Raw genomic sequence first — 22366 nt, forward strand, 5'->3', positions numbered from 1 at the left:
ATTTAGTGTTATGCCAGAAAAAATAACAGAGACAGCAATTCTAATCTGCAATAAAGGAGCAAAACCCAGCAAACTAAAAGTAACAAGCCAGGATTTTTGTATGGCAGAAAATAAATTAATTGCTACAGAAAATGACAAACAAGCCGAAACTAATATTCCTAACTTTAGTGCTTGCAGTATTACGAGAAGCCAATGCAATCCTGCTGTAATTAAATGGGAGAATACAGCAGAAAAAGATACAATTAATAATTATAAAATACTTACTGATAAATCTACTTGTCAATGTAGTATCGGGGGTAAAATTTCAGTTCAGTTTAAAGGATATAGTGAGAAACATAATCTTGGTTGAAAAGAAACTTTATTAGCTCATTTCTAATATTCTAATTTAAATATAGTGTTCAAATAAAAAAAGCTGTTCATAACGAACAGCTTTTTTGTTTGGTTTTCAATCACAGTAAAAAAAAATAAATAAACACTGAAACCTGCGACTGAAAACCTTTAGAACTTTATTTCTTTGATTCGTCTATACGTTTCTGGATTAAATCCCAAGCGTAATAGTGAAAAGTCATTCCGTTGCTCATCGCTACGAAAAGTCCATTTTTATATTGACCTCCTAAGTTTACACTTGTAACATCTGCACCATCACATTCAATTGTTGATGTTGGTACTTCAGCCAATAAAGTATGATTATTTAGATTTCCTTTTGCGCCTTCTCTAGGATAAACCATAAAAGAATTTGCCTGCTGGTTAGAGACTAAAATATATCCTGTAGAATCTGTTTTTTTGTAAATAGCAATTCCTTCGTGATCTGCTTTAAAATCTTTCTGCCCGAAGAAAGCCAATTCTTTATTATCATTTAACGCTGGATCTGCCTTGTATTTTCTAATTCCAACTTGTTCATCACAGTAGTAAACAAAACCTAATTCATTATCGACTGCGATTGCTTCAATTTCTTTTTTACCGCTGTAAGTTCCAAATTTTCGAACCACTTTTGCCGCAGCAAATTTTCCGTTTCCAGAAAGTTCATACTGCCATAAATAACTTCCAGAAGGACCTGTTTTTCTTCCTACAATAGCAAAAATTTTCTGATCGCTTGGACGTGTGTACAACGAAACTCCCATTGGATCGCGTTGTGCTTCACCTTCAAAAACTTCGATGCCGCCATTATCAATAGGCTCTAAATCTGGAAGACTGAAAATTCTTATTTTGTTACTTTCACGTTCTGTAGTAACGGCAACATCTACTTTTTTTCCATTAATAAGTAATCCGTAAGCGATGTCAACATTATTTGGACGTTTTAGTGGAATTGATTTTTTAAGGATTTTTCCATTCAAATCAAAAGCATACAAACCACCGTCTGTATCTTTATCAGTTCCCACAATAATACTTTTTGAAGCATCAGCTGGGTTAATCCAGATTGAAGGATCATCGGTATCGTGAGGCAAAGCTTCGGTAACCGTTGTTGGTTTTACCGCATTGGGTTGAATTGGGGCTAGTTTATCATCTTTACAAGCCATAAATGCAAGGCTTAAAAGTAAAAAAGCTAGTATAGATTTATTTTTCATTCCGATATTTTATTTTAAAAGAATTAGACAGAACCGCTAAGTTCTGTCTAATTTAGTCGTTTTTTAATTGATTTTACAAGTCTAATTTCAATCCGAAATTGTAACGAGCTTGGTAATATTCTGCTTGTTTTGTATGTGCAGCAACTCCTTGATAGTAACGTAACGGTTGATTTGTTAAGTTATTAGCTTCAGCAAAAAAGCGAAGTTTTGGAGTAATTTTATAAGAAGCATTTGCATCTAAGAAAAACTGCTTATCGTAATAACTGTCTTTATAAGATTCTGAACCTAATTCATCTAAATAATCAGATGTAAAGTTTGTTGAGATTCTTGCAGAGAAACGTTTGTTTTCCCAAGACAAAGATCCGTTAAACATATGAGGTGTTGTTCCAGGAAGACTGATATCGTTTCTTTCGTTTCCGTCTTCATCAGCAATTCCTCTAGCTTTAGACTGCGTATAAGTATAGTTTAAATAGATACCAAATCCTTTTAAGAATTTACCAGGAAGAAAATCCAACTGACGCTGGAAAGCAACTTCAAATCCGTAAACATCAACTTTGTCTCCGTTTCTAGATTGTAAAAATGACCAGTTTTCTCCCGCTGGAATTGGATTTATTTGATTTGGAAAATCTGCAGCAAACTTAGCATCAGTATATTGATTGTCGCTGTAGTTGTAAATGAAATCGTTTAATCTTTTGTAGAAAAAACCTCCAGAAATCAAACCAACAGATTTGAAATAGTTTTCTGCCATGAAATCATAATTGTATGAGTACGTTGCATCAAGATCTGGATTTCCTGCTGTAATTTCCTTATCGGCAGCAATGTTGTTTACATAAGGCGCCAAAGCGTAATAGTTTGGTCTTGCCAAAGCCGTTGTAGCAGCGGCTCTTAAAATTAAATCTTTTGTTGCATTATATTGAAATGAAATACTTGGTAAAAGATTCGTGTATGAATTTGTATTGTTGATTTTACTTTCTAATTCTTCTTCATCCAAAACTCTGTTTCCTGTATAATCAATATGTGTATTCTCAACACGGAAACCTAAAACCATAGAAAGTTTATCATTAAAATCCTGATCCCATCTTACATAAGCGGCAGTAATTCTTTCTTTAGCGTTATAGTTTACCGCTAAATATTCTGCTGGATCTGTTTCTTTTTCAAATAAAGAAGCATTATTTAAATCCAAACCTCCTAAATAAGCAGCCGAAGCAAAAGTTCCCGGCACATATTTACTTCCTGGATTAAATCCGTTTCCGTCATAATAACTTGTTGGAACTTCAGATAGTAATTCCATCCCATCCGTAAGCGGCGAGTAAGAATAGAACATATTATTTCTTTCTTTTTCTTTTAAACGAAGTCTAAGACCAGTTCTCAATCTTCCTTTTTCTCCTGCAATAACAGAAAATGGAAAACGGATATTTACTTTTGCACCAAATTCACTTTCGCTTGTTTCGTCTGTGTTTTCTGTAACTGAATCAAATTCAAACGCATCAGTTGATTCGCCAGCAGTTGTCATTAAAGGAAATCTTGGATTAGATAAATCTTGGAACATTTCCAATCCTTTCTGACGGTATTCGATATAACGCTCTCCCGGACGGTATTCTCTAGCTTTTGCGTAGTTTGCAGACCAGTCTAAATCTAATGTTGAGTTGATTAAGTGTTCTCCACGAAGTGAATAATTTTGAACTCTTTGGTCTTCTAATCTTCTGTTTTTGTTTCTGCTGTTGTCTAAACCACCTTTTGTCTGACGTTTTACACGGCCTTCAAATCCAGTGATTTCTTCGCCATTATAAATTGGGTCAATATCATCGTAAGTAGTTCTGAAACGGTTTTCTCTATCATCTCTCCAGTTGTAAATTGCATTAGCGAAAATCGTATTGTTTTCGTCAAATTTATAATCTAAAGCTACAGATCCGCTGCGGCGAATACGTTGTACATCGTATTTTCTAATTTCTGAAGCTTGCAAATACTCATTTCCAAATTCATCTTTTACCCATTCGTTTTCGATGTTATCAGAGCCATAATCAACATTGTTATAAGAACCGCTGAAAACAGCTCCTAATTTATTGTCGAAAAAACGATTACCGTAAACTAGACCAGCAGTGTAAGAAGCGTGGTCACGAATTGGCATATAACCGCCGGCAAGTGTTGCAGAAATTCTTTCTCCGTTTGGAGTAGCTCTTGTAATTAAGTTTACAGAACCTCCAATCGCGTCTGCATCCATATCTGAAGTTAAAGTCTTATTTACTTCAATAGTCGAAATCATATCAGACGGAATTAGGTCCATTTGTACGTTTCTGTTATCTCCTTCTGCAGACGGGATACGGTCACCATTTAAAGTTACAGAGTTTAAAGACGGTGCCAAACCTCTAATTATAATATTACGAGCTTCACCTTGGTCATTCTGCATAGTAATACCAGGAACACGTTTCAAGGCGTCTCCAACGTTAGCATCTGGAAAACGACCCATTTGATCAGAAGAAATTACGTTTCCTATATTTTTATTATTTTTTTGTTGATTCAAAGCTTTGGCCTGACCTTTTAAGATGTCTCCAACCACAACTTCATTTAATTCTGTTCCAGAAGTTTTAAGAGCAAAATCGATAACGTTGTTTTTTCCCTGCTCTACTTTTATTTCTTGAGTTAAAGAAGTATATCCAATATATTTTACTTCAACTTTATAAGTTCCTTCATTAATATTCAATAATTCAAAACGACCGTTGTAGTCAGAAACGGTATATTTTTTTTCGCCTACAATTTGAACCATAGCTCCAGGAAGAGGCAGTTTGTCATCGGCATCTAATATCTTTCCAGATATAATCGCTTTCTGAGCAAAACCTGTAAAGGCTAGTAAAAAGAATGCTGTTAGTACTAAAAATTTTTTCATTGTGTGTGTTTAGTTTGATTTGCTGCGAAACTATAATCTACGTATTACTAAAAGCCTTTAAAAAAATTAACATAGTGTTATGATTAACCAAAAATTTGAGGATGTTATTAATGTTTAACTAACATTAAAACTTCAAATAATTGATTCACAATTAAAAACAAAGAATTATTTTGATTGTATTTAAAAATTTGGCGTTAAATTTGCCTTATCAATCACAATCAAAAATCATCAATCATGTTAAAACAATTTTTTATCCTATGTTCAGGAGTCGACCGAGATCTCTTGAAAGACTGCTCAGAAGGCGAACAAACTAAATATGTAGGTATTGGCGCCACTGTATTTTTTACAGCAGTTATGGCTTTTCTGGCCAGTGCTTATGCGCTTTTTACCGTTTTCGATTCTATTTATCCTGCTTTAATTTTCGGATTTGTATGGAGTTTACTCATTTTTAATTTAGACCGATTTATCGTCTCTACTATTAAAAAAAGAGATCGTTTTTTAGACGAATTCCTGCAGGCAACACCACGTATTTTATTGGCGGTTATTATTGCTATTGTAATTTCTAAACCTTTGGAGATTAAAATCTTCGAAAAAGAAATCAATACTGTTTTGTTGAAAGAAAAAAACGAAATGGAATTGGCGAATAAGAAGCAGATTGGCACTTATTTCAAATCTGATCTAGATAAAAACAAAGCAGAAATTGCAGCTTTAAAAGCAGATATTGTAAAGAAAGAAAAAGAAGTTAATGGGTTATATTCTACTTACATCACAGAAGCTGAAGGAACGACTGGAACTAAAAAACTTGGAAAAGGTCCTGTTTATAAAGAGAAACGAGAAAAACACGATGCCTCTTTAAAAGAGTTTGAAACTTTAAAAACGGCAAACGAAGCTAAAATTGCCGAAAAAGAAAAAGCAGGAATAAAACTGCAAGCCGATTTAGATAAAAAAGTTTCACAGACACAGCCGATCATCGAAGGTTTTGACGGATTAATGGCGCGTATCAATGCGTTGAATAAATTGCCGTGGCTTCCATCATTTTTCATTATGCTGTTGTTTTTAGCGATCGAAACGTCTCCAATTATTGCCAAATTATTAGCACCAAAAGGCGAATTCGATTTTAAACAGGAAGAAGCCGAAACAGCGATGAAAGCTACTTTGACACAAAACAAATACCAACGTGAACTGCTAGTGAAAACAAGTGCCGAAATGCACGATAAAGTATATGCCGATATTGCAGAAGATAAAAGTCTGTACGATTTACAGCGCAAAAATGCAAAAGAGTTACTAGAACTGCAATCGCATAAATTTGTAGAAAAACAGAAAGCGACTTTATAAGTCGAAAGTCAAAAGTCGAAAGTCTGAAAGTCGAAGAAAGGAGTTAAAAAGATAAAGCCCTAAATAGAATTTCTATTTAGGGCTTTTATATTTTAGACAAAGTCAAAGGGACTTTACGACTTTCGACTTTTGACTTTAAGACTAAAATTTTACATGTAACTTAAAATCTCTTTTTTATAAGCATCATATTCACCTTGCATGATTAAACCATTATCAAGGAGTTTTTTGTAATTCTGTAATTTATCAAAAAGTTCTTCTTTAGATAATTCACTCAATTTGCGATCGCCTGTTGGCTGTGTTTGCTGGATTGGTTCAAATGTTTCCGTATAAACTGGTGCAGCTGGTAAAATTTCAGCAAAGCTTGTTACTTCTTCAGTTTCAACTTCTTCAATTTCTTCATCTTCTTCCTCTTCATATTCTGCTTCTGTAACTTCTTGGATTGGAGTAGCAGCCTGAACTGGATTTTTCAATAAATCCAATTGTTCTTTAGCGTAAGTATAAATTTTTCTAGCCTGAATTTTCGGAATATAATCAATAGAAACTGCCAAATCTGTTTTGGTGCCAAAAGAAAACTCAGAACCCAAAATATTTTCTTTTACAAAAGTACTCGCAATATCATCCCAAGTATAATCTGTAAAATCCATTGAAAGACCTAAATTTTTAGGTTTACAGATAATGATACGCTTGTTTGTTAATACAATACTATCAGGAAAAACAGTAATTGCAGGCTTTTTTTGCACTGCGATATATCCAACTTCTTCGCCTTTCATCAATAAATCTGTAAGTTTTGAAGTGATTTTTTCAATCGCTTTTGGATCTTGTTCTTCGTTTAGAAATTTTTTAAATTGTTCTTTCATGATTTTATAAATTGCTAAGTTGCAAATTGATTGGGATTTCTTTTTTTATCTTACCGTGCAAATGTAATGCCTAATTTTCTAATTGCTCCGCCTGTTCGGTAAAAAAGTTACCTCGGGTCGATAATTTCATTCTGAATTTTCTTTGTCAAACTTTTGAAAACCAATTCATACGAATGATCGATCAATTCTTTGACAAATTTGTCTGAAAGATTTCCGTTTAAAGCAATCGTATTCCAATGCACTTTACTCATGTGAAATCCGGGTTGTATTTCATCATATTCTCCTCTGAGTTCTTGTGCGCGTTCTGGATCACATTTTAAGTTGACTGCGGGTTCACTTTTTTCCCATTGAGACAACGAGGATAAAGCAAAAATTTTGCCTCCCACTTTAAAAACCAAAGTATCTTCATCAAAAGGAAAATGTTCGCTTGATCCCTTTTTTGATAGACAATATTCATAAAACGTTTCTAAATTCATAACTTTTTATTTACCAATTTCACCTAAATGCGTGTATTTAAAACCCTTTTCATATTTCAATCCGTAACCGAAAATTCGATCCATTGCCGAATGTGAAAATAAAATAATTCCGGCTAATTGTATACTTTCAATGCTTAAATAACATCCTAAACCATAAATTAAAAGTGCAATTCCTTTATGATGAAAAACATTGTACAAAAATGCGCCGCTTTTATTTCCGAAAAGATATCCAAGCATAGAAAAATCTGGAGCTAAAATTAATGCGGGAAACCACCACCATTCAAAATTTAACTGATTGAATAAAAAGATGCCGAGGATAAACAAAGCCGTTTCTTCGAGTTTAATAATGGTGTTCATCATATTATTTTTTCCATCATTTTTTCAGGATGGTTTAGTTTTGTAAATCCGAATTTCTCATATAAAAAATGAGCGTCAGTTGTTGCCAAACGCCAAATTTTGACATTTTGAAGCCGTGGTTCATTCATCATTGTTTCAATTAAAATCGATGAATATCCTTTTCCGCGATGTTCTTCATCAATAAAAACATCCATTAAATAAGCGAAAACAACATAGTCGGTAATCACGCGTGCGAAACCAATTTGTTTATCATCTAAATAAATTCCGAAACAAACAGAAGAATCGATTGTAGTTTGAACTTCCTCAATCGTTCGTCCCGCAGCCCAATAAATATCTTTCAAAAAGTTTTGTATAAACGGAACGTCAAGTTTGGTTTTATCTGTAGAAACGGTTATCATTAGTATTCAGTGTTCAGTTTTTGAGTGTTCAATTTTAGTCTCAGTCCCAGTATCAGTTTTCAGCAAATCTAAAATCTAAAATCTGCAATCTTAAATAATAAAGGCTTGCTCGGACTTGCGTCATTTTCAAACGAAGCAATTTGAAGATTTAGTATATAATTCCCATCTTCGATTTCCTCTGCAACATAAATCATTTCAGTAATTGTTGCGTTTAATCGTGCATCAGAATTTAGATTCACAGTATCCTTTACATTCCAAAACGCTTTATGAGCTAATAATTTGCCTTCGTCATGTTCCTTGTCCACACTTGGCAGATCAATTAATAAATGTTCAATTTCGCTTTCGCGAATGAAAATCGCCGCTTCTTCAGACAAATAAGGCGGATTTGTATTCGAATATTTTCTTGATTTTTTATCTTTTTGATTGGGAAGAGTTCGAATTATTAGAGCTTCGCTTGTAACGCTGAGCAATCCCGTGACTTCGGGAGAAGTGCTTTCATTTGATGTCACATTGAGCGAAGTCGAAATGCTTTCTTTCGTAATCACAAAATCATCTCCAATTTTCTCAGGCTCAACCGTAATCAATTTAGCAAAAAAGAAAAACTGCCTCAGCGATTGATTGATGCTGTAAAAATCATTTGTAATATGTCCCAAACATTCCGTATGCGTGCCATGCCCATGCGGATTAAAAAAGATATTATTGAAATTAGTTGATGATTTCCCCTCAGAAACTTTACCAATCCAATCGCCAAAAACTACAGGTTCGATAACTGGTTTTTCGATATACCAAGCAATCGGGTTTTCGTCTGTGTTGGTCAATGGAATTGAAATATCAATGGGTTTTGATAAGTCGATTTCGAAGTTGTTGATTTTTGCTAACACAAATTTGGGTTTTTATGCCGCAAAGACGCTAAGTCACAAAGTTTATATAATTTGAGTCTTTGTGCCTTCGTGGCTAATTTTAGTCTTCCAAATTTAGATAAAATAAATCTGAAGCAATTCCATCCGTTAAAAATTTTCCTTTTGGAGTTGGTTTTAAAATATTATTTTCAATCAAAAGTAAATCGTCGTTCAAGAATTTTTCAGATTGTTTTTTGAGATAATTGAAATATTCCAATCCAAATTCATTTTCGATTCTTTCTAAAGAAACGCCCCAAATAGTTCGCAGTCCTGTCATAATATATTCGTTATACCGATCAGAAATAGTCAGGATTTCAGTTTCTAAAGGAAGTTCGTTATTCTGAATTGACTTTAAATACAATGAATTGTTAGCAACATTCCAGCCTCGTTTTTCGCCGTCATAACTGTGCGCCGAAGGACCAATTCCGATATATTTTTTGCCTAACCAATATGCCGAATTATTTTTGGAGAAATAATTCTCTTTTCCAAAATTGGACAATTCGTAATGGATAAAACCATTCTTTTCAAGCGTTTCAACCAAAATCATAAAATGATTTGAGGCAGCTTCGTCTTGAGGTTCGGCAATTTTTCCGGTTTGAATTAATTTGCTTAAAGCCGTTTTCGGTTCAACCGTCAAAGCATAACTAGAAATATGCAGAATGCCAAAACTCAAAGCGGTTTCAATATTTTGTTTCCACATTTCGTCGCTCATTCCTGGAATTCCGTAAATTAAATCAAGCGAAATATTATCAAAATATTTTGTCGCTTCCTGCAAACATTTTATGGCTTCCGCCGAATTATGAGCTCGATTCATCATCTTCAAATCTTCTTCGTAAAAAGACTGAATTCCGATGCTTAAACGATTTATGGGACTTTTGGATAATTCTAAAATTCGCTCTGCAGACAAATCATCTGGATTGGCTTCGAGTGTTATTTCAGGATTTGCTGCAACATCATAATTTTTATAAACTTCTGAAATTAAAAAGTTGATTTCCTCATTTGTCAACACAGAAGGAGTTCCGCCGCCGAAATAAATGGTTTCAATTGTGTTGTCACTTCGAGCGGAGTCGAGAAGTTCAAATTCATTTTTACGCATGGCAATTTCTTTGGCTAAAGCCAAAACCATTTCGTCCTTCTTTCTCATCGAAGTCGAAAAATGAAAGTCGCAATAATGGCAAGCCTGCTTGCAAAAAGGTATGTGAATGTAGATGCCGCTCATGTTTTAGTGTTCAGTGTTCAGGTTTTTAGTGTTCAGATTTTAGTGCTCAGTGTACAGTTTTTTAGTATTCAGATTATACTGATCACTAAAATCTGACCACCGATTATTCTTTTCTCACTCCAAACTTCTCTGGGTTTAGTAACATATAGTTTAATAATTTACCTATTTCAATACTTTCGGATAAAAGTTCATCATAAGATTCATTTGAAATATATTTACAAGTAAGAGCGAATTCCAGCCAAACTTGTGTTTCAGAATTTTCACCATCAGAGTCAGTTAATTTACTATAAAAATGTTTCGGATAAATACGTTTTCTGTAAGCTTCTGCAATAGTAACTGGAACACTTCTAGATGAACGTCTAATTTGATCGGTTAAAGAATAAGTTTCTTCTTTTGGAAACTGTTTTGTAATATTAAATATCTTCATTGCTAAAGAAAAAGACTTTTTGTAAGCCAGTAAATCTTGAAATTTCATTACGTTTTTTATCAAGAACGAATTTTTTGTAAGAAAATTACAAGAAATATTTTAAGCTAACAACTGTTTACTAAAAATCTGACCACTGACCACTATTTCTTAACTCTTTCCTCATTTTGTTTTACAAAAGCATCCCAGCCCGAATAACTTTTTCCTGCTACGACTTTTCCCGAATTAAAGAAATGACAGACTGCAGCAGCCAAACCATCGGTTGAATCGAGGTTTTTTGGTAATTCTTTTAAACCTAAAAGCTGTTGCAGCATTTTGGCAACTTGTTCTTTACTGGCGTTTCCGTTGCCGGTAATCGCCATTTTTATTTTTTTAGGTTCGTATTCCGTAATGGGTATATCTCTCGAAAGTCCCGCTGCCATTGCTACGCCTTGTGCGCGTCCCAACTTTAACATCGATTGTACGTTTTTACCAAAGAAAGGCGCTTCAATCGCAATTTCATCTGGATGATGCGTTTCGATTAATTCGATGGTTCTTTCAAAAATGATTTTCAGTTTTTGGTAATGATTATCGTATTTGGACAATTGCAACTCGTTAAGCTGCAAAAACTCCATTTTTTTATTGATTACTTTAATCAATCCAAAACCCATAATCGTGGTTCCAGGGTCAATACCTAATATGATGCGTTCTTTTGTCAAAGTTTTTGTTTCAAGTTTGAGGTTTCAAGTTTCAAGTTTTTGAAAAATGATACCTATTCATTTTCTCATTTTCAAATTGCCACACTCTCAAATTGATTACTTTTGCGGCATGATTTCAATTCCTCACAAAGCTAAACAATTCCTCGTTCTTCTGGCTAAACTTTTGATCGTTGGCGGCGCATTTTATTTTATTTACAATCAGCTGGCAAATAACGACAAATTGGACTGGAATAAGTTCATTGTTTTGTTTCGTAAAAATCAGTCGGTTTTAGGAATCTCCTTTATATTGCTTTTGAGTGTTTTGAATCGTTATTTCGAAATACTAAAATGGCAGAACCTTGCCAAAGTTATTCATCAAATTTCTATATACGAAGCAACAAAACAGGTTTTAGCTGCTTTAACTGCTGGAATTTTTACGCCAAATGGAGTAGGAGAGTACGCTGGAAAAGCATTGTATTATCCAAAATATGAGGCCAAACGAGTCGTTTTTTTAAACTTAATCTGCAACGGAATCCAGATGATTTTGACTATCATTTTTGGGATTTTCGGATTGCTGTATTTCAATGCACAATTTAATGTAATTAGTACCAAAACAGTTTTAATTTTATTTGGCGGATTTTTACTGATTCTGATTGTTTTATTTTCAATCAAAAAGATCAAAGTCAAAGAATATTCGATTGAAAAACTGATTCATAAAATCAATGAAATTCCGAAAACAATTCATCAAAAAAACATCTTTTTAGGAATTTGCCGTTATCTGGTTTTTTCCCATCAGTACTACTTTTTGTTTTTAGGTTTTGATGTCGATTTGCCTTATTTAACTTTAATGGCAGCCATTACATCGGTTTACTTTTTAGCATCATCTTTGCCAACCTTTCAGTTTTTAGATTTTGCTGTAAAAGGAAGCGTAGCCATTTACTTCTTCGGAATTCTTGGTGTAAACGAATGGATCGTAATTTTCATCAGTACCTTAATGTGGTTTCTAAATGTAGTTTTACCAGTAGTTTTAGGAAGTTATTTTGTGCTGAATTTTAAAACCAAAACAGCAGAATGATTTTTACTTTATTTACCATATTAGCAATTTACATGATAAGCATCGGTTTGCTTATTTATGGTTTTTTCAAAGTAAAAAAATATCAAAAGAAAGATTTAAAGCCAAAGACAAGTTTTACGATTATTGTTCCGTTTCGAAATGAAGAAGAAAATCTTCCTAATCTCTTAAAAAGCTTTTCAAAACTAAATTATCCAGCAGATTTATTTGAAGTAATTTTAGTTGACGACAGTTCTGAGGAGAAATTTCAAGCCTCAATTTTCACTTTTCACATTTCACAAATAAACAATATTCGCATTTCGAGTTCGCCCAAAAAAGATGCTATTACAACGGCAATACAGCACGTAAAAACCAATTGGGTAATTACCACAGATGCCGATTGCATTGTTCCTGAAAACTGGCTTTTAACTTTTGACAATTACATTCAGGAAAATAAAATTTCTATGCTTGCGGGAGCGGTTACGTATGAATGCGAAAATTCATTGCTGCATCATTTTCAACAATTAGATCTTACGAGTCTGCAAGGCGCAACAATTGGAAGTTTTGGTTTACATAAAGGCTTTATGTGCAACGGCGCCAATTTCGCTTATAAAAAATCATTTTTCGAAAGTTTGAATGGCTTCGAAGGAAATAATAAAATTGCCAGTGGAGATGATGTTTTTTTATTGCAGAAAGCAATTGAAAAATCGCCTCATGAAGTTCATTATTTAAAAGCAGATGAAGCAATCGTAACTACAAAACCAACCCAAAATTGGAAATCATTATTTTATCAAAGAGTGCGCTGGGCAGCAAAAACAACTTCATATAAAAGTACTTTTGGAAAGTGTCTAGGACTAATCGTTTTCTTTGGAAATTTGAGTTTTGAAATTGGCTTTTTCTTAGTATTATTTCAAATCGTAGATTATCCGTTTTTTGTTTTATTTGCCTTTTTAAAGTTCACTATTGATTTTGTTTTGCTTTCTAAAACAAATCAATTTTTGACAAAAGACCGAATTAAAAGTCTTTTATTAAGCAGCTTGTTTTATCCATTTTTTAGTTCAACTGTGGCGTTATACAGCTTATTTGGTACTTATAAATGGAAAGGCAGAAGTTTTAGAAGTTAATTATTTTTGTGAAGCTTCTTTGCTCAAGCTAGTACGGATTACTTTTCGTCTTTTGCCTTCAGAATTACGGGTAGAATGAATTGCGTTTTTACTGGAATACCGCGTTTTATAGCCGGATTTATTTTTGGAAAATCAACCAGACGCGCATGTAAAATGCTGTCAATTTTTATGGTGTCATAAGCAACAGAATCTTTATGAAACTGAGGTTCAAACTTCATAGTTGCATTTGGAAAAATCGTTACTTTCACTTCAATGGTATCCAATTCTGGATATAAAATGGATAAAGTATCTACGTTTAATTTTTCTTCAATAAGGTCTGACATAACTTCGAAAAAGCATTGCTGGCGAAGTTTTTTATCTGCAATTTTTTCACAGCTTGAAACAGATGGATATTCGTCTACTTCTTTCCAATTGATTGATTTTAACTCTTTTTGAAGTAATTCCTTTTCAGACGGAACCTGCTTCTCAAAATATTGACAAGAATTAAAAATTATACAAATGATAAAAAGTGAAAAAGGCCTCAAGATTGTAATATTGAATGAATAAACAAAAATACGATTATTTTTTTTAGAGAATCCTTTGATTGCTCGGAATCTTCATATTTTTAAAGGTACAATTTTAAAGTTTGTTTAGCAAAAAATAAAATAGTAATTTGTAAGAACAAATTTATCAAACTATATGGATTTACTTTTGGTTTCACTCGGTTTTATATGCATGATTGTTGGTGTTTTTGGCAGTTTTCTTCCCGTTTTACCTGGATTGTCCAGCTGTTGGGTGGGTTTGCTTTTAATTTATCTCACCAAAGCAGTTGAAAACAATTACTGGGTTTTGGGAATTACTTTTGTTTTAATGGTAATTATCACAATCTTAGATTATGTAATTCCTTCGCAAGGAACAAAAAAATTTGGAGGAAGTTCTTATGGAGTATGGGGAACCAACATTGGTTTAGTAATTGGTATTTTGGCACCAATTCCTTTTGGAGTTATTGTGGGACCGTTCTTAGGAGCACTGATTGGCGAATTGTTATATGATTCAAAAAACCATAAACGAGCAATGAAAGCAGCGACAGGTTCACTCCTCGGATTCCTTGCTTCAAGCTTTATCAACTTTATGTTCTGCATCATTTACTTCGGCATATTTTTGAGCATAATATGGAAATATCGAAACATTTTATTTTAATTATATAACAATTTGCAAATTCCCGCGTTGCGTTTGTTTGAAATATAAAAAAAATCCTATATTTTATTCTTTTTTATTTCAAGACGAAAGTATAGTATTTACTGGTACTGCGGGATTTTTTATGTTAAGAGCGGGTTATTATTCGTGTAAAATTTTAACTTATTTTTTGGAAATCTTAATATATTTTATATTTTTATCACAATAAACGATAAAAAGCCCCACTTTATCGATTATTTTGACCCAATTCAAATAATGTTTTCTAAATAAGTTAAGCGTATGACCCCAAACCTACAAATTGAACTTAGACGTTTTATTTCATCTAATGTTGTCTCCAAGTTGAACAAGTTTTATTTTGAAAATGATGCCCTTCTAATTAAGGGAATTGATGTCTCGATCGGTACAATTTTAATGGGTCTCTACAACAAAGCCGAAGAATCTGATTTTTACTCTGACATAGTCTCAATGTTAAAAGAAGATTCGACCTTTTATCAGGAAATAGATTTTAACGCAGGCAGAATTTTATCAGTTGATGACTGCTACCGTTTAGAAGGAAATGATTTTCTAAAAGAATTATTTTCCAATAAAAAAGGAAGAATTTCAGAAATGGTTTCAAACGAAGTCGGCATCAAAAGCGAAACGGCCAGAGAAATACTTAACTTTTCAGCACTCCTTGTAGTTTCCTACTTAAGAAACAATCTTCAATTACTAGAAAGTTTAAAACTCCTTCTCGAAGACCAAAAAAGAGAAATTTTAAACAGTATTCCTCCCGGAATTAAAATCATCCTAGGTTTTTCATGTTACGAAACAGTAGAAGATAAAAACCAATCTATCGGAAGATCAATATTTACCCTTTTCGGACATAATTTCTTTACTTTATAAAATAAAAAAATCCCATTTTCAAAGAAAACAGGATTTAGTATAATTTCAAAATTTGAAAAACTTATTTAGCGTTTTTCAAATTGATGATTTCTTGTTCGGTCAAAAAGCGCCAGTTTCCTCTAGGAAGATTCTTTTTAGTCAAACCAGCAAACGCCACACGGTCAATTCGTAATACATTGTATTCGAAAGATTCAAAAATAGAACGAACTACTTTTACATTTGATGTTTTTAGCTTAAGACCAACTTCACTCTTAGGTTCATTGTCAATGTAGCTTACTTCTTCAACAAAAACGCGGTGTCCGTCAAGAACCAAACCTTTGCTGATTTTTTCTAAATCCTCAAATTTTAAGTTTTTGTCTAAAGAAACCTGATAAATTTTAGACGATTTCTGATTCGGTAAAGTAAACTTACGAATCATATCTGTATCGTTTGTGAATACCAATAAACCAGTCGTATTCTTGTCCATTCTACCAATCGGAGCGATTTTCGAATTTGTAGAACCACGAACAAGTTCTAGAACGTTACGATATTCCTGACCTTCGTCAAGAGCAGTTGTAAAGTTTTTAGGTTTATTCAATAAAATATATTCCTTCTTTTCAGGAGTCAAAGTAGCACCATCAAAGTTTACTACATCATCCAATTTCACCAAATACCCCATTTCAGTCACAGGAACACCGTTTACTTTAACGTTTCCAGACTGAATATAAATATCAGCATCACGACGAGAACAAACACCAGAATTCGAGATGTATTTGTTCAGACGAATTTCATCTGAAGCCTTTTGTCTTTTCGGAGCCTGATTCTGTTTTTTTACTTTTTCTTCCGCAGCAGCATTAGCGGCTTTAACCTCCGGTTTTACTTTTTTCGGCCCTTGCGCACGTTTCGCCATAGGAGGTTTTGGCTTACTAGAGTTTGATCTTGAGCTATTTGGTCTAGATCCGCCTCTTTTATTATTGCCTTCCTTGTTGTTCATAAAATCATTAATTTGTGCAAAGATAGTTTTTTCCTGCTAATAAATCTTAAGTTCAATGTTCTTAGATTAATAGCAATGAAATTTAAGAGGTTTAGAAGCTCCACAATTGGCTTTTTTTGAGACATTTTTTCCCGTTTTCCATTACAATCTTTTTTGGTCTCGTTATAAAAAAACGAGACCAAAAAAGGATTTTCATTTCAACCGGGGCTAGATTAAAACAATGGGCTTCTTTTAAATATAGTGATATTATATTATTTCGCAGAGATTCGCAAAATTTATACAGAGAGACACAAAAGAGAAAATCTGCTAAATCTGCAAGATCTGCGTGAAATAAAAAAATCTCTGAGGTAATGACTTAGTAATTAGAAATCAATTCACGCCCGTGCCACAAAACACTCGGATTAATAAGAACAATACAGCAAACGCCAGAAACAATCAAGAATTTCAAAACATTATGAAGCATTAAAAACTGCTCTTTAGAATTCGATTTCCATAAATAAATCAGGAAAAAAAGTAAAACACCAAAACAAGCGTAAAAGTAAATATCCATATAGCCCACATCATAAATGTTTACCAAAACATAAACAGGTAAAACAGTCAAAATGGTTAAGGCAGTAATAATTTGTTTCGAGATATTTTCTCCGTACAAAACAGGAATTGTTCGATAATCACTTACCAAATCGCCTTTTAAATTCTCTAGATCTTTTATCATTTCGCGAATTAATAAAAGCAAAAACAAGAAAACGGCATGAGCTGAAATCACTACAAAATGACTCATGTGATTTTCAATTTCTTCAAACGAAATCTTATTGTAAAAATAAAGTAAAATGGCAAAAAACGGCGTTACGGCCAGCAATGCCGACATCAAATTTCCAATAATTGGATACTTTTTTATTTTATGCGAATAAAACCAAATTAAAAAAATATAAGCTGAAAAGAATAAAAAAGCTCTCCATGAAACTATAGAAGCCATTAAAACGGCCAGAAAGTTCAAACTAAAATAAACAGTCAACTTTGTTTTCTGACTCACCAATCGATCGAGCATAGATTTGTTGGGTCTATTAATTAAATCTTTCTGACTGTCGTAAAAATTATTGATGATATAACCAGAAGCAATGGTAACGGCAGAAGCAAATACAATTAAAAATAGATAGAAATCAAGAAGGATATCCAGCGCTCTAATTTCTGGAGCCAATATAAAAATCGCCGATAAATATTGCGCTAAAACTATAATCGGGATATTGTAACCTCTAACTACAGAAAACAGACTAACAATTTTCATTACTAAAAGTTTGTGCTGTCTGCTTAACATAAATAAATTTTTGATGGATTAGATGAGGGAAGTTAACGGATATTTTCTAATTGTAACAGTTTAAAGCTTATTTTTTAACAATTCTTTAGAGCCATATCCTAGTTTTCGAATGCAGGCTAAGGCTTCTTTTTGAGTCATCTCGATTTCTTTAATATCTTTTTTTTCTACAAAAACCACAGATCCGCTCCATGGATTTGGAGCATCTGGAATAAAAACGGCAAAACTATTTTCATTTATCTGCTCAATTAAAAAAGCAAATTGAAGACCAGCATCTGTAGGAACAAGAATAACTTTTAAATCCTGATTGGATTCAAAACCCATAATGCTCTCGTTCATGTTTTTCATAAACGAATAACCAGGAACAAAGCTTAAAATTCCGTTTTCTAATCGATGAATCAGTTTTTGAGCGTAAGTTGTTTTAGCTACTAATCCCGCAGTAAAGCAAATGAAAATGATGATTACTATTGCAACAATTTCTTCAATCGCAAGTCCTAAAACCTTCACTTTTGGAAAGTGATTGATAATGGGATTTGTAATTTTTTGAATAATACTAAAACCTTTTTCTAAAAGAACCAATAATAAAATTAAAGGTGCTAAAAATAAAATTCCTCCTAAAAAAGTTGCCTTGATAATCTTTAAAATACTTTTCATATTCAATAACTATTAGGGTGATTATTTTTAAGAAAGGATATTCAATAAGCGCGGGGTTTTAAATAAATTCAAATTTTAGAATTGATAAACAACTTCTAGTTTATAATCCTTCAGCGATGCTTTAGCGCGCTCTAAATCTTCGGTAAAACCAAGAATATAGCCGCCGCCGCCAGAACCGCAAAGTTTTAAATAATAGTCGTTTGTGTCAATTCCGTGCTGCCAGATTCCGTGAAATTGTTCTGGAATCATTGGTTTAAAATGATTTAAAACAACTTTAGAAAGCTTTTTAGTATTGGTAAACAAAGAAGTCATATCGCCATGTAAAAAGTTTTCTACGCAGGCATCTGTATATTTAACGAATTGGTTTTTAAGCATCGCACGGAAACCTTTGTCTTTTAGGTTTTCCATAAAGATGTTAACCATTGGAGCAGTTTCGCCGACAATTCCAGAGTCTAATAAAAACACAGCACCTTTCCCGTCAAAACTTTGAGTCGGAATCCCAGTTGCTTCAATATTATCTTTAGAATTAATTAAAATCGGAATACTCAAATAGCTGTTTAAAGGATCTAAACCTGAACTTTTTCCGTGAAAAAAGCTTTCCATTTGAGAAAAAACAGTTTTTAAATGTAAAAGTTTTTCACGAGTCAGATTTTCTAAAACCGTGATTTTGTTTGTAGCATATTTGTCATAAATCGCAGCTACAAGAGCACCGCTGCTTCCAACCCCATATCCTTGCGGAATACTAGAATCGAAATACATGCCGCTTTCAACATCGTTTTTTAAAGTTAACAAATCAAAAGAAACCAAATCAGGTTGTTCTGTCTGTAAAGCTTCAAGATAAGTTGTGTAACGTCGCAAACTTGCGTTTGATGCAATGGCTTCTGCAGAAGGCTCTTCAGACTTCTTTAAAGCACCATTGTAAAAATTATAAGGAATAGAAAGTCCTTTAGAGTCACGGATGATTCCGTATTCTCCAAAGAGTAATATTTTTGAGTAAAATAATGGTCCTTTCATGATTTATTTTATGTCTTTCTTAATTTTATTTGGGTCTTGTCGTGTGTCGAAAACGGTGTGAATTCTAATTTCATTTGAACCAAAACTATACAATAGAGTTGATTGTTTTGTCACAACACATTTTCGATATTTTTTATTTACTGATGATTTAGGAAAAATTTCAGGATTCATACTTATTATTGAAACTGCTTTTTGAAATTTCACTAAATATAATTCTTTCGTTTTTTTTGACCACTTGGCTTCAATAAAATTTAAAACATCATCTAAATTCTTTTCTGCTGTTTTTGAAAAATTTACTTTCAGATTCACTACCTGTATTTTTTCATCACATCTTCATAACTTGTAAATTCTCCTCTTTCAAATTCTAATTCACTTTGAGCAATATTTTCTTTTTGTTCATCAGTTAAATCATCCCACCAATCTTTTTTCTTTTTGGTTAGCAATTTTTTGACCGCCAAAATAATTGAAAGGTCATCTGTACCTTCCAGAATATCTATCACTTCGCGTTTTTCTAATTGAATGTCCATAACCTAAATTTTAATTAAAGATACGCAAAATTATAATGCAATTGAGCCTTCTCCAATTTTGTCGCAAATGTACTGACGATTCTGACAAAATACAACTAAATCGTCCTGAATAAACTGTAATACTTTTTCTGTAACGTTTTCGGGATAAAGCACATGCACATTTGCTCCGGCATCAAGTGTAAAACAAACCGGAATTTGAGTTTCATTTCTAAATTTCCAGATTGCATTTATGATTTGCAGCGTATTAGGCTTCATCAAAATAAAATAAGGCATTGACGTCATCATCATCGCGTGCAAAGTCAAAGCTTCACTTTCTACAACTTTGATGAATTCTTCTAAATTACCGTTTTCAAAAATTTTGATTAACTGATCTAAGTTTTCGTGTGCTTGAGCAAAACGTCTTTCGGCATACGGATGATTGTGCATCAAATCGTGGCCAACGGTACTCGAAACTTGTTTTTCGCCTTTATCAACCAATAAAATTGTGTCTTGATAATTCTTGAAATTTTCATGGATACTATACGGATATTCCACTCCAAATAAATCTGAGCTTCCTTCAATATTGGCTTGATTTCCCCAAACGACAACATTTCCCCTTACGCTTCGACAGGCACTTCCTGATCCTAAACGAGCTAAAAAAGAAGCCTTTTGATAGAAATAGTCATCTGTCATTTCTGGATTAAGTTTTCTTTCCAAACTCATGAAATTCATTGCCAAAGCCGCCATTCCAGAAGCCGAAGACGCAATTCCAGAACTATGCGGAAATGTATTCTGGGTGTCAATTGTAAAATGATACTCTTTTAAAAATGGCAGATAAACTTCAACTCTTTCTAAAAACTTCTGAATTTTTGGTTTAAAATCTTCTTTTGGTTTTCCTTCAAAAAGTAAATCAAATGAAAAAGAATTTTGGTTTGCTCTTTTTTCGAACCCCAATTTCGTAATCGTTTTACAATTATTCAAAGTAAAACTAACCGAAGGATTTGCTGGAATCTGATTGTCTTTTTTGCCCCAATATTTTACTAATGCAATATTGCTGGGAGCGCTCCACTCAAAATTTCCGTTTTCGATTGTAGAAGTATATTTTTTAGGAATAAAATCAGCTGCTGTAAACATGAAATATAAATTTTGGCAAAGATAGTTTTTAAAATATTTCGCCCTATAAGTTATATCAGAAATTATAATTCAAAGTTTAATAAATGAACTTACAGAACTTATATGGTTTAAATGTTTCTTTTAACTATTTTTGAATACAAAATTTTAATGAAATGAATAAGACCGTAAAGATTATAATAGCCTTAATTATTTGTTTAGCAGTAGGATATTCTGCAAGTTTGGTAACAAGACCGAGCGTAGAAAGCTGGTATCCAACTATTGCAAAACCAGTTTTTAATCCGCCGAACTGGATTTTTATGCCGGTTTGGACAATTCTTTACATTTTTATGGCAGTTGCTGCAGGATTAGTTTGGGATAAAATTAAAGAACAAACAGAAGAAGTTAAAAAAGCATTACTTTTCTTTATCATTCAATTGATATTAAATGCCATTTGGTCTTATCTATTCTTCGGCTTAAAAAATCCGATGCTGGCTTTAGTAGAAATAGCACTTTTATGGCTGATGATTTACGAAACCTATTTGAAGTTTATAAAAATCAATAAAACAGCAGGTTATTTATTGATTCCGTATCTAGCGTGGGTTGGATTTGCAGCTGTTTTAAATGCTAGTATTTGGTGGTTGAACAGGTAAAAAATGTTTGAGGTTTCAAGTTTTTCTTTGTTTCAAGTTCGATCTATTATAAATATATAGAATGGTTAAGTTATTTCAACTTCTTAAACTCTTCATTTTTAGCATACAAAAATTCCATTATTGCTAAAAGATTCGGGTGTTCTAAAATTGTTTTAGATTTCGGATCGGTATTACAAAAGTTTATAAAAATTTCTTTTTCTTCTGGTTTTAGTTTTAAATTTTCGATGAAAAAATCTGGAGGACAAGAAGCGATGACAAGTTTCTTAAAACGGTCGTCACGCGGCTCGATTTTTTTCTTGGGTTTATCAAAAATAGGGTAACTGAAATTTATAGCATTTTTAATTTTACCATCATAAACAGTAACTTTTGTAGTAACATCATCAAACTGCTTGCGAACTTTGATTTTATTTATTTCTTCCTTATTATTAGCGATATTTTTAATTTCAGTTTTATTAAAAACAGATCTAGAAACTACGACATTATCCAATTCTTCGGCTTTTGGAGTCATTTCAACAACCAGATTGTTTTTTTCTAAATCTTTCAAGGTTACTTTCAATCTTGTAAATAAGTAATCCTTTGAATAAAACAACAAGCTGTCCTGCTCTTTTACCGAAATAGAAAACTCACCCAATTCATTTGTTCTTGTACTTGTTTTGGCAGTTTTGTTTATGACTTCAACATTTTTAAGTAGCAGTTCTTGATAAATGACTTTTCCATGAAGTAATTTTTCGGTTTGAGAAATACTAACTTGATAAGTTAAAAAAGAAATTGTAGTAAGTAATTTTACTTTCATTTACAGATTTTAGTTTTTGATTTCTAATTT

The 22366-nt window shown here is 32.8% G+C and carries 26 protein-coding genes; 7 read left to right on the forward strand and 19 right to left on the reverse strand.

All coding sequences use genetic code 11. The features are described from left to right. Positions 1 to 10: 10 nt before the first annotated feature. Positions 11 to 349: a DUF4280 domain-containing protein gene (locus BSF42_RS07485; protein ID WP_095952475.1), complete on the forward strand. Its 339-nt coding sequence runs from the start codon at positions 11 to 13 to the stop codon at positions 347 to 349. 157 nt (positions 350 to 506) lie between these two features. On the opposite strand, the gene BSF42_RS07490 is transcribed toward BSF42_RS07485, so the two are convergent. Both BSF42_RS07490 and BSF42_RS07495 read right to left on the reverse strand, forming a co-directional pair. Beyond that, positions 507 to 1565, reverse strand: coding sequence for a phytase (locus tag BSF42_RS07490; RefSeq protein ID WP_095952476.1), 1059 nt, complete (start codon positions 1563 to 1565; stop codon positions 507 to 509). Positions 1566 to 1638: 73 nt separating this feature from the next. Further along, positions 1639 to 4449, reverse strand: coding sequence for a TonB-dependent receptor (locus tag BSF42_RS07495; protein WP_095952477.1), 2811 nt, complete (start codon positions 4447 to 4449; stop codon positions 1639 to 1641). 234 nt (positions 4450 to 4683) lie between these two features. Here BSF42_RS07495 and BSF42_RS07500 point away from each other — a divergent pair, with 234 nt between their 5' ends. After that, positions 4684 to 5784, forward strand: a complete 1101-nt coding sequence (locus tag BSF42_RS07500) for a DUF4407 domain-containing protein (protein WP_095952478.1) — start codon at positions 4684 to 4686, stop codon at positions 5782 to 5784. A gap of 149 nt (positions 5785 to 5933) precedes the next feature. Here the strand turns inward: BSF42_RS07500 and BSF42_RS07505 are convergent, their stop codons facing one another. The 8 genes from BSF42_RS07505 to ruvC all read right to left on the reverse strand — a co-directional run bounded on the left by BSF42_RS07505 (position 5934) and on the right by ruvC (position 11112). Then, on the reverse strand, positions 5934 to 6641 hold the full coding sequence (locus tag BSF42_RS07505) for a PH domain-containing protein (protein ID WP_095952479.1): 708 nt from the start codon (positions 6639 to 6641) through the stop codon (positions 5934 to 5936). Between the two features lie 107 nt (positions 6642 to 6748). Beyond that, on the reverse strand, positions 6749 to 7117 hold the full coding sequence (locus tag BSF42_RS07510) for an MmcQ/YjbR family DNA-binding protein (protein ID WP_095952480.1): 369 nt from the start codon (positions 7115 to 7117) through the stop codon (positions 6749 to 6751). A 6-nt stretch (positions 7118 to 7123) separates the two neighbouring features. After that, positions 7124 to 7474, reverse strand: a complete 351-nt coding sequence (locus BSF42_RS07515) for a DUF4260 domain-containing protein (RefSeq protein WP_095952481.1) — start codon at positions 7472 to 7474, stop codon at positions 7124 to 7126. Then, on the reverse strand, positions 7474 to 7872 hold the full coding sequence (locus tag BSF42_RS07520; protein WP_095952482.1) for a GNAT family N-acetyltransferase: 399 nt from the start codon (positions 7870 to 7872) through the stop codon (positions 7474 to 7476). The genes BSF42_RS07515 and BSF42_RS07520 overlap by 1 nt, the downstream gene beginning before the upstream one ends. 68 nt (positions 7873 to 7940) lie before the next feature. Further along, positions 7941 to 8753, reverse strand: coding sequence for a cyclase family protein (locus tag BSF42_RS07525; RefSeq protein ID WP_095952483.1), 813 nt, complete (start codon positions 8751 to 8753; stop codon positions 7941 to 7943). Positions 8754 to 8832: 79 nt separating this feature from the next. Next, positions 8833 to 9990, reverse strand: a complete 1158-nt coding sequence (hemW, locus tag BSF42_RS07530) for a radical SAM family heme chaperone HemW (RefSeq protein WP_095952484.1) — start codon at positions 9988 to 9990, stop codon at positions 8833 to 8835. Positions 9991 to 10093: 103 nt separating this feature from the next. Beyond that, positions 10094 to 10465: a four helix bundle protein gene (locus BSF42_RS07535; RefSeq protein WP_095952485.1), complete on the reverse strand. Its 372-nt coding sequence runs from the start codon at positions 10463 to 10465 to the stop codon at positions 10094 to 10096. Between the two features lie 92 nt (positions 10466 to 10557). After that, on the reverse strand, positions 10558 to 11112 hold the full coding sequence (ruvC, locus tag BSF42_RS07540; protein WP_089052719.1) for a crossover junction endodeoxyribonuclease RuvC: 555 nt from the start codon (positions 11110 to 11112) through the stop codon (positions 10558 to 10560). A 109-nt stretch (positions 11113 to 11221) separates the two neighbouring features. Here ruvC and BSF42_RS07545 point away from each other — a divergent pair, with 109 nt between their 5' ends. Then, the gene (locus BSF42_RS07545; RefSeq protein ID WP_095952486.1) at positions 11222 to 12166 is read left to right on the forward strand and encodes a lysylphosphatidylglycerol synthase domain-containing protein; all 945 of its coding nucleotides are present in this window, start codon (positions 11222 to 11224) and stop codon (positions 12164 to 12166) included. Further along, positions 12163 to 13266, forward strand: coding sequence for a glycosyltransferase (locus BSF42_RS07550; protein WP_095952487.1), 1104 nt, complete (start codon positions 12163 to 12165; stop codon positions 13264 to 13266). The genes BSF42_RS07545 and BSF42_RS07550 overlap by 4 nt, the downstream gene beginning before the upstream one ends. A gap of 38 nt (positions 13267 to 13304) precedes the next feature. Here BSF42_RS07550 and BSF42_RS07555 read toward each other — a convergent pair whose 3' ends face one another. Further along, positions 13305 to 13790 (reverse strand): hypothetical protein, encoded by a 486-nt coding sequence (locus BSF42_RS07555; RefSeq protein ID WP_095952488.1) that lies wholly within the window; start codon positions 13788 to 13790, stop codon positions 13305 to 13307. 154 nt (positions 13791 to 13944) lie between these two features. On the opposite strand from BSF42_RS07555, the gene BSF42_RS07560 reads away from it, so the two are divergent. After that, on the forward strand, positions 13945 to 14445 hold the full coding sequence (locus tag BSF42_RS07560) for a DUF456 domain-containing protein (RefSeq protein WP_095952489.1): 501 nt from the start codon (positions 13945 to 13947) through the stop codon (positions 14443 to 14445). A gap of 276 nt (positions 14446 to 14721) precedes the next feature. After that, positions 14722 to 15324, forward strand: a complete 603-nt coding sequence (locus BSF42_RS07565) for a DUF937 domain-containing protein (RefSeq protein WP_095952490.1) — start codon at positions 14722 to 14724, stop codon at positions 15322 to 15324. Between the two features lie 61 nt (positions 15325 to 15385). Here BSF42_RS07565 and BSF42_RS07570 read toward each other — a convergent pair whose 3' ends face one another. From BSF42_RS07570 to BSF42_RS07600, 7 genes are all read right to left on the reverse strand, one after another. Then, positions 15386 to 16297: a pseudouridine synthase gene (locus BSF42_RS07570; protein ID WP_095952491.1), complete on the reverse strand. Its 912-nt coding sequence runs from the start codon at positions 16295 to 16297 to the stop codon at positions 15386 to 15388. A gap of 355 nt (positions 16298 to 16652) precedes the next feature. Then, positions 16653 to 17609: a geranylgeranylglycerol-phosphate geranylgeranyltransferase gene (locus BSF42_RS07575; RefSeq protein WP_095952492.1), complete on the reverse strand. Its 957-nt coding sequence runs from the start codon at positions 17607 to 17609 to the stop codon at positions 16653 to 16655. A 60-nt stretch (positions 17610 to 17669) separates the two neighbouring features. Next, on the reverse strand, positions 17670 to 18260 hold the full coding sequence (locus BSF42_RS07580; RefSeq protein ID WP_095952493.1) for a DUF502 domain-containing protein: 591 nt from the start codon (positions 18258 to 18260) through the stop codon (positions 17670 to 17672). A gap of 75 nt (positions 18261 to 18335) precedes the next feature. Beyond that, on the reverse strand, positions 18336 to 19274 hold the full coding sequence (locus tag BSF42_RS07585) for a mevalonate kinase (RefSeq protein ID WP_095952494.1): 939 nt from the start codon (positions 19272 to 19274) through the stop codon (positions 18336 to 18338). Positions 19275 to 19277: 3 nt separating this feature from the next. Beyond that, positions 19278 to 19583 carry a type II toxin-antitoxin system RelE/ParE family toxin gene (locus BSF42_RS07590; RefSeq protein ID WP_095952495.1) on the reverse strand — a complete coding sequence of 102 codons (306 nt, stop codon included), beginning with the start codon at positions 19581 to 19583 and terminating at the stop codon, positions 19278 to 19280. After that, positions 19583 to 19801: a hypothetical protein gene (locus BSF42_RS07595; protein ID WP_095952496.1), complete on the reverse strand. Its 219-nt coding sequence runs from the start codon at positions 19799 to 19801 to the stop codon at positions 19583 to 19585. The genes BSF42_RS07590 and BSF42_RS07595 overlap by 1 nt, the downstream gene beginning before the upstream one ends. Before the next feature lie 30 nt (positions 19802 to 19831). Further along, positions 19832 to 20914: a diphosphomevalonate/mevalonate 3,5-bisphosphate decarboxylase family protein gene (locus BSF42_RS07600; RefSeq protein ID WP_095952497.1), complete on the reverse strand. Its 1083-nt coding sequence runs from the start codon at positions 20912 to 20914 to the stop codon at positions 19832 to 19834. A 152-nt stretch (positions 20915 to 21066) separates the two neighbouring features. Here BSF42_RS07600 and BSF42_RS07605 point away from each other — a divergent pair, with 152 nt between their 5' ends. Continuing rightward, positions 21067 to 21543, forward strand: a complete 477-nt coding sequence (locus BSF42_RS07605) for a TspO/MBR family protein (protein ID WP_095952498.1) — start codon at positions 21067 to 21069, stop codon at positions 21541 to 21543. Positions 21544 to 21613: 70 nt separating this feature from the next. On the opposite strand, the gene BSF42_RS07610 is transcribed toward BSF42_RS07605, so the two are convergent. Then, a complete protein-coding gene (locus BSF42_RS07610) occupies positions 21614 to 22336 on the reverse strand; it encodes a hypothetical protein (RefSeq protein ID WP_095952499.1) in 723 nt (240 codons plus the stop codon). Between the last annotated feature and the right edge of the window lie 30 nt (positions 22337 to 22366).

This window comes from Flavobacterium sp. ACN6, assembly GCF_002304005.1.
Taxonomy (GTDB): Bacteria; Bacteroidota; Bacteroidia; order Flavobacteriales; family Flavobacteriaceae; genus Flavobacterium.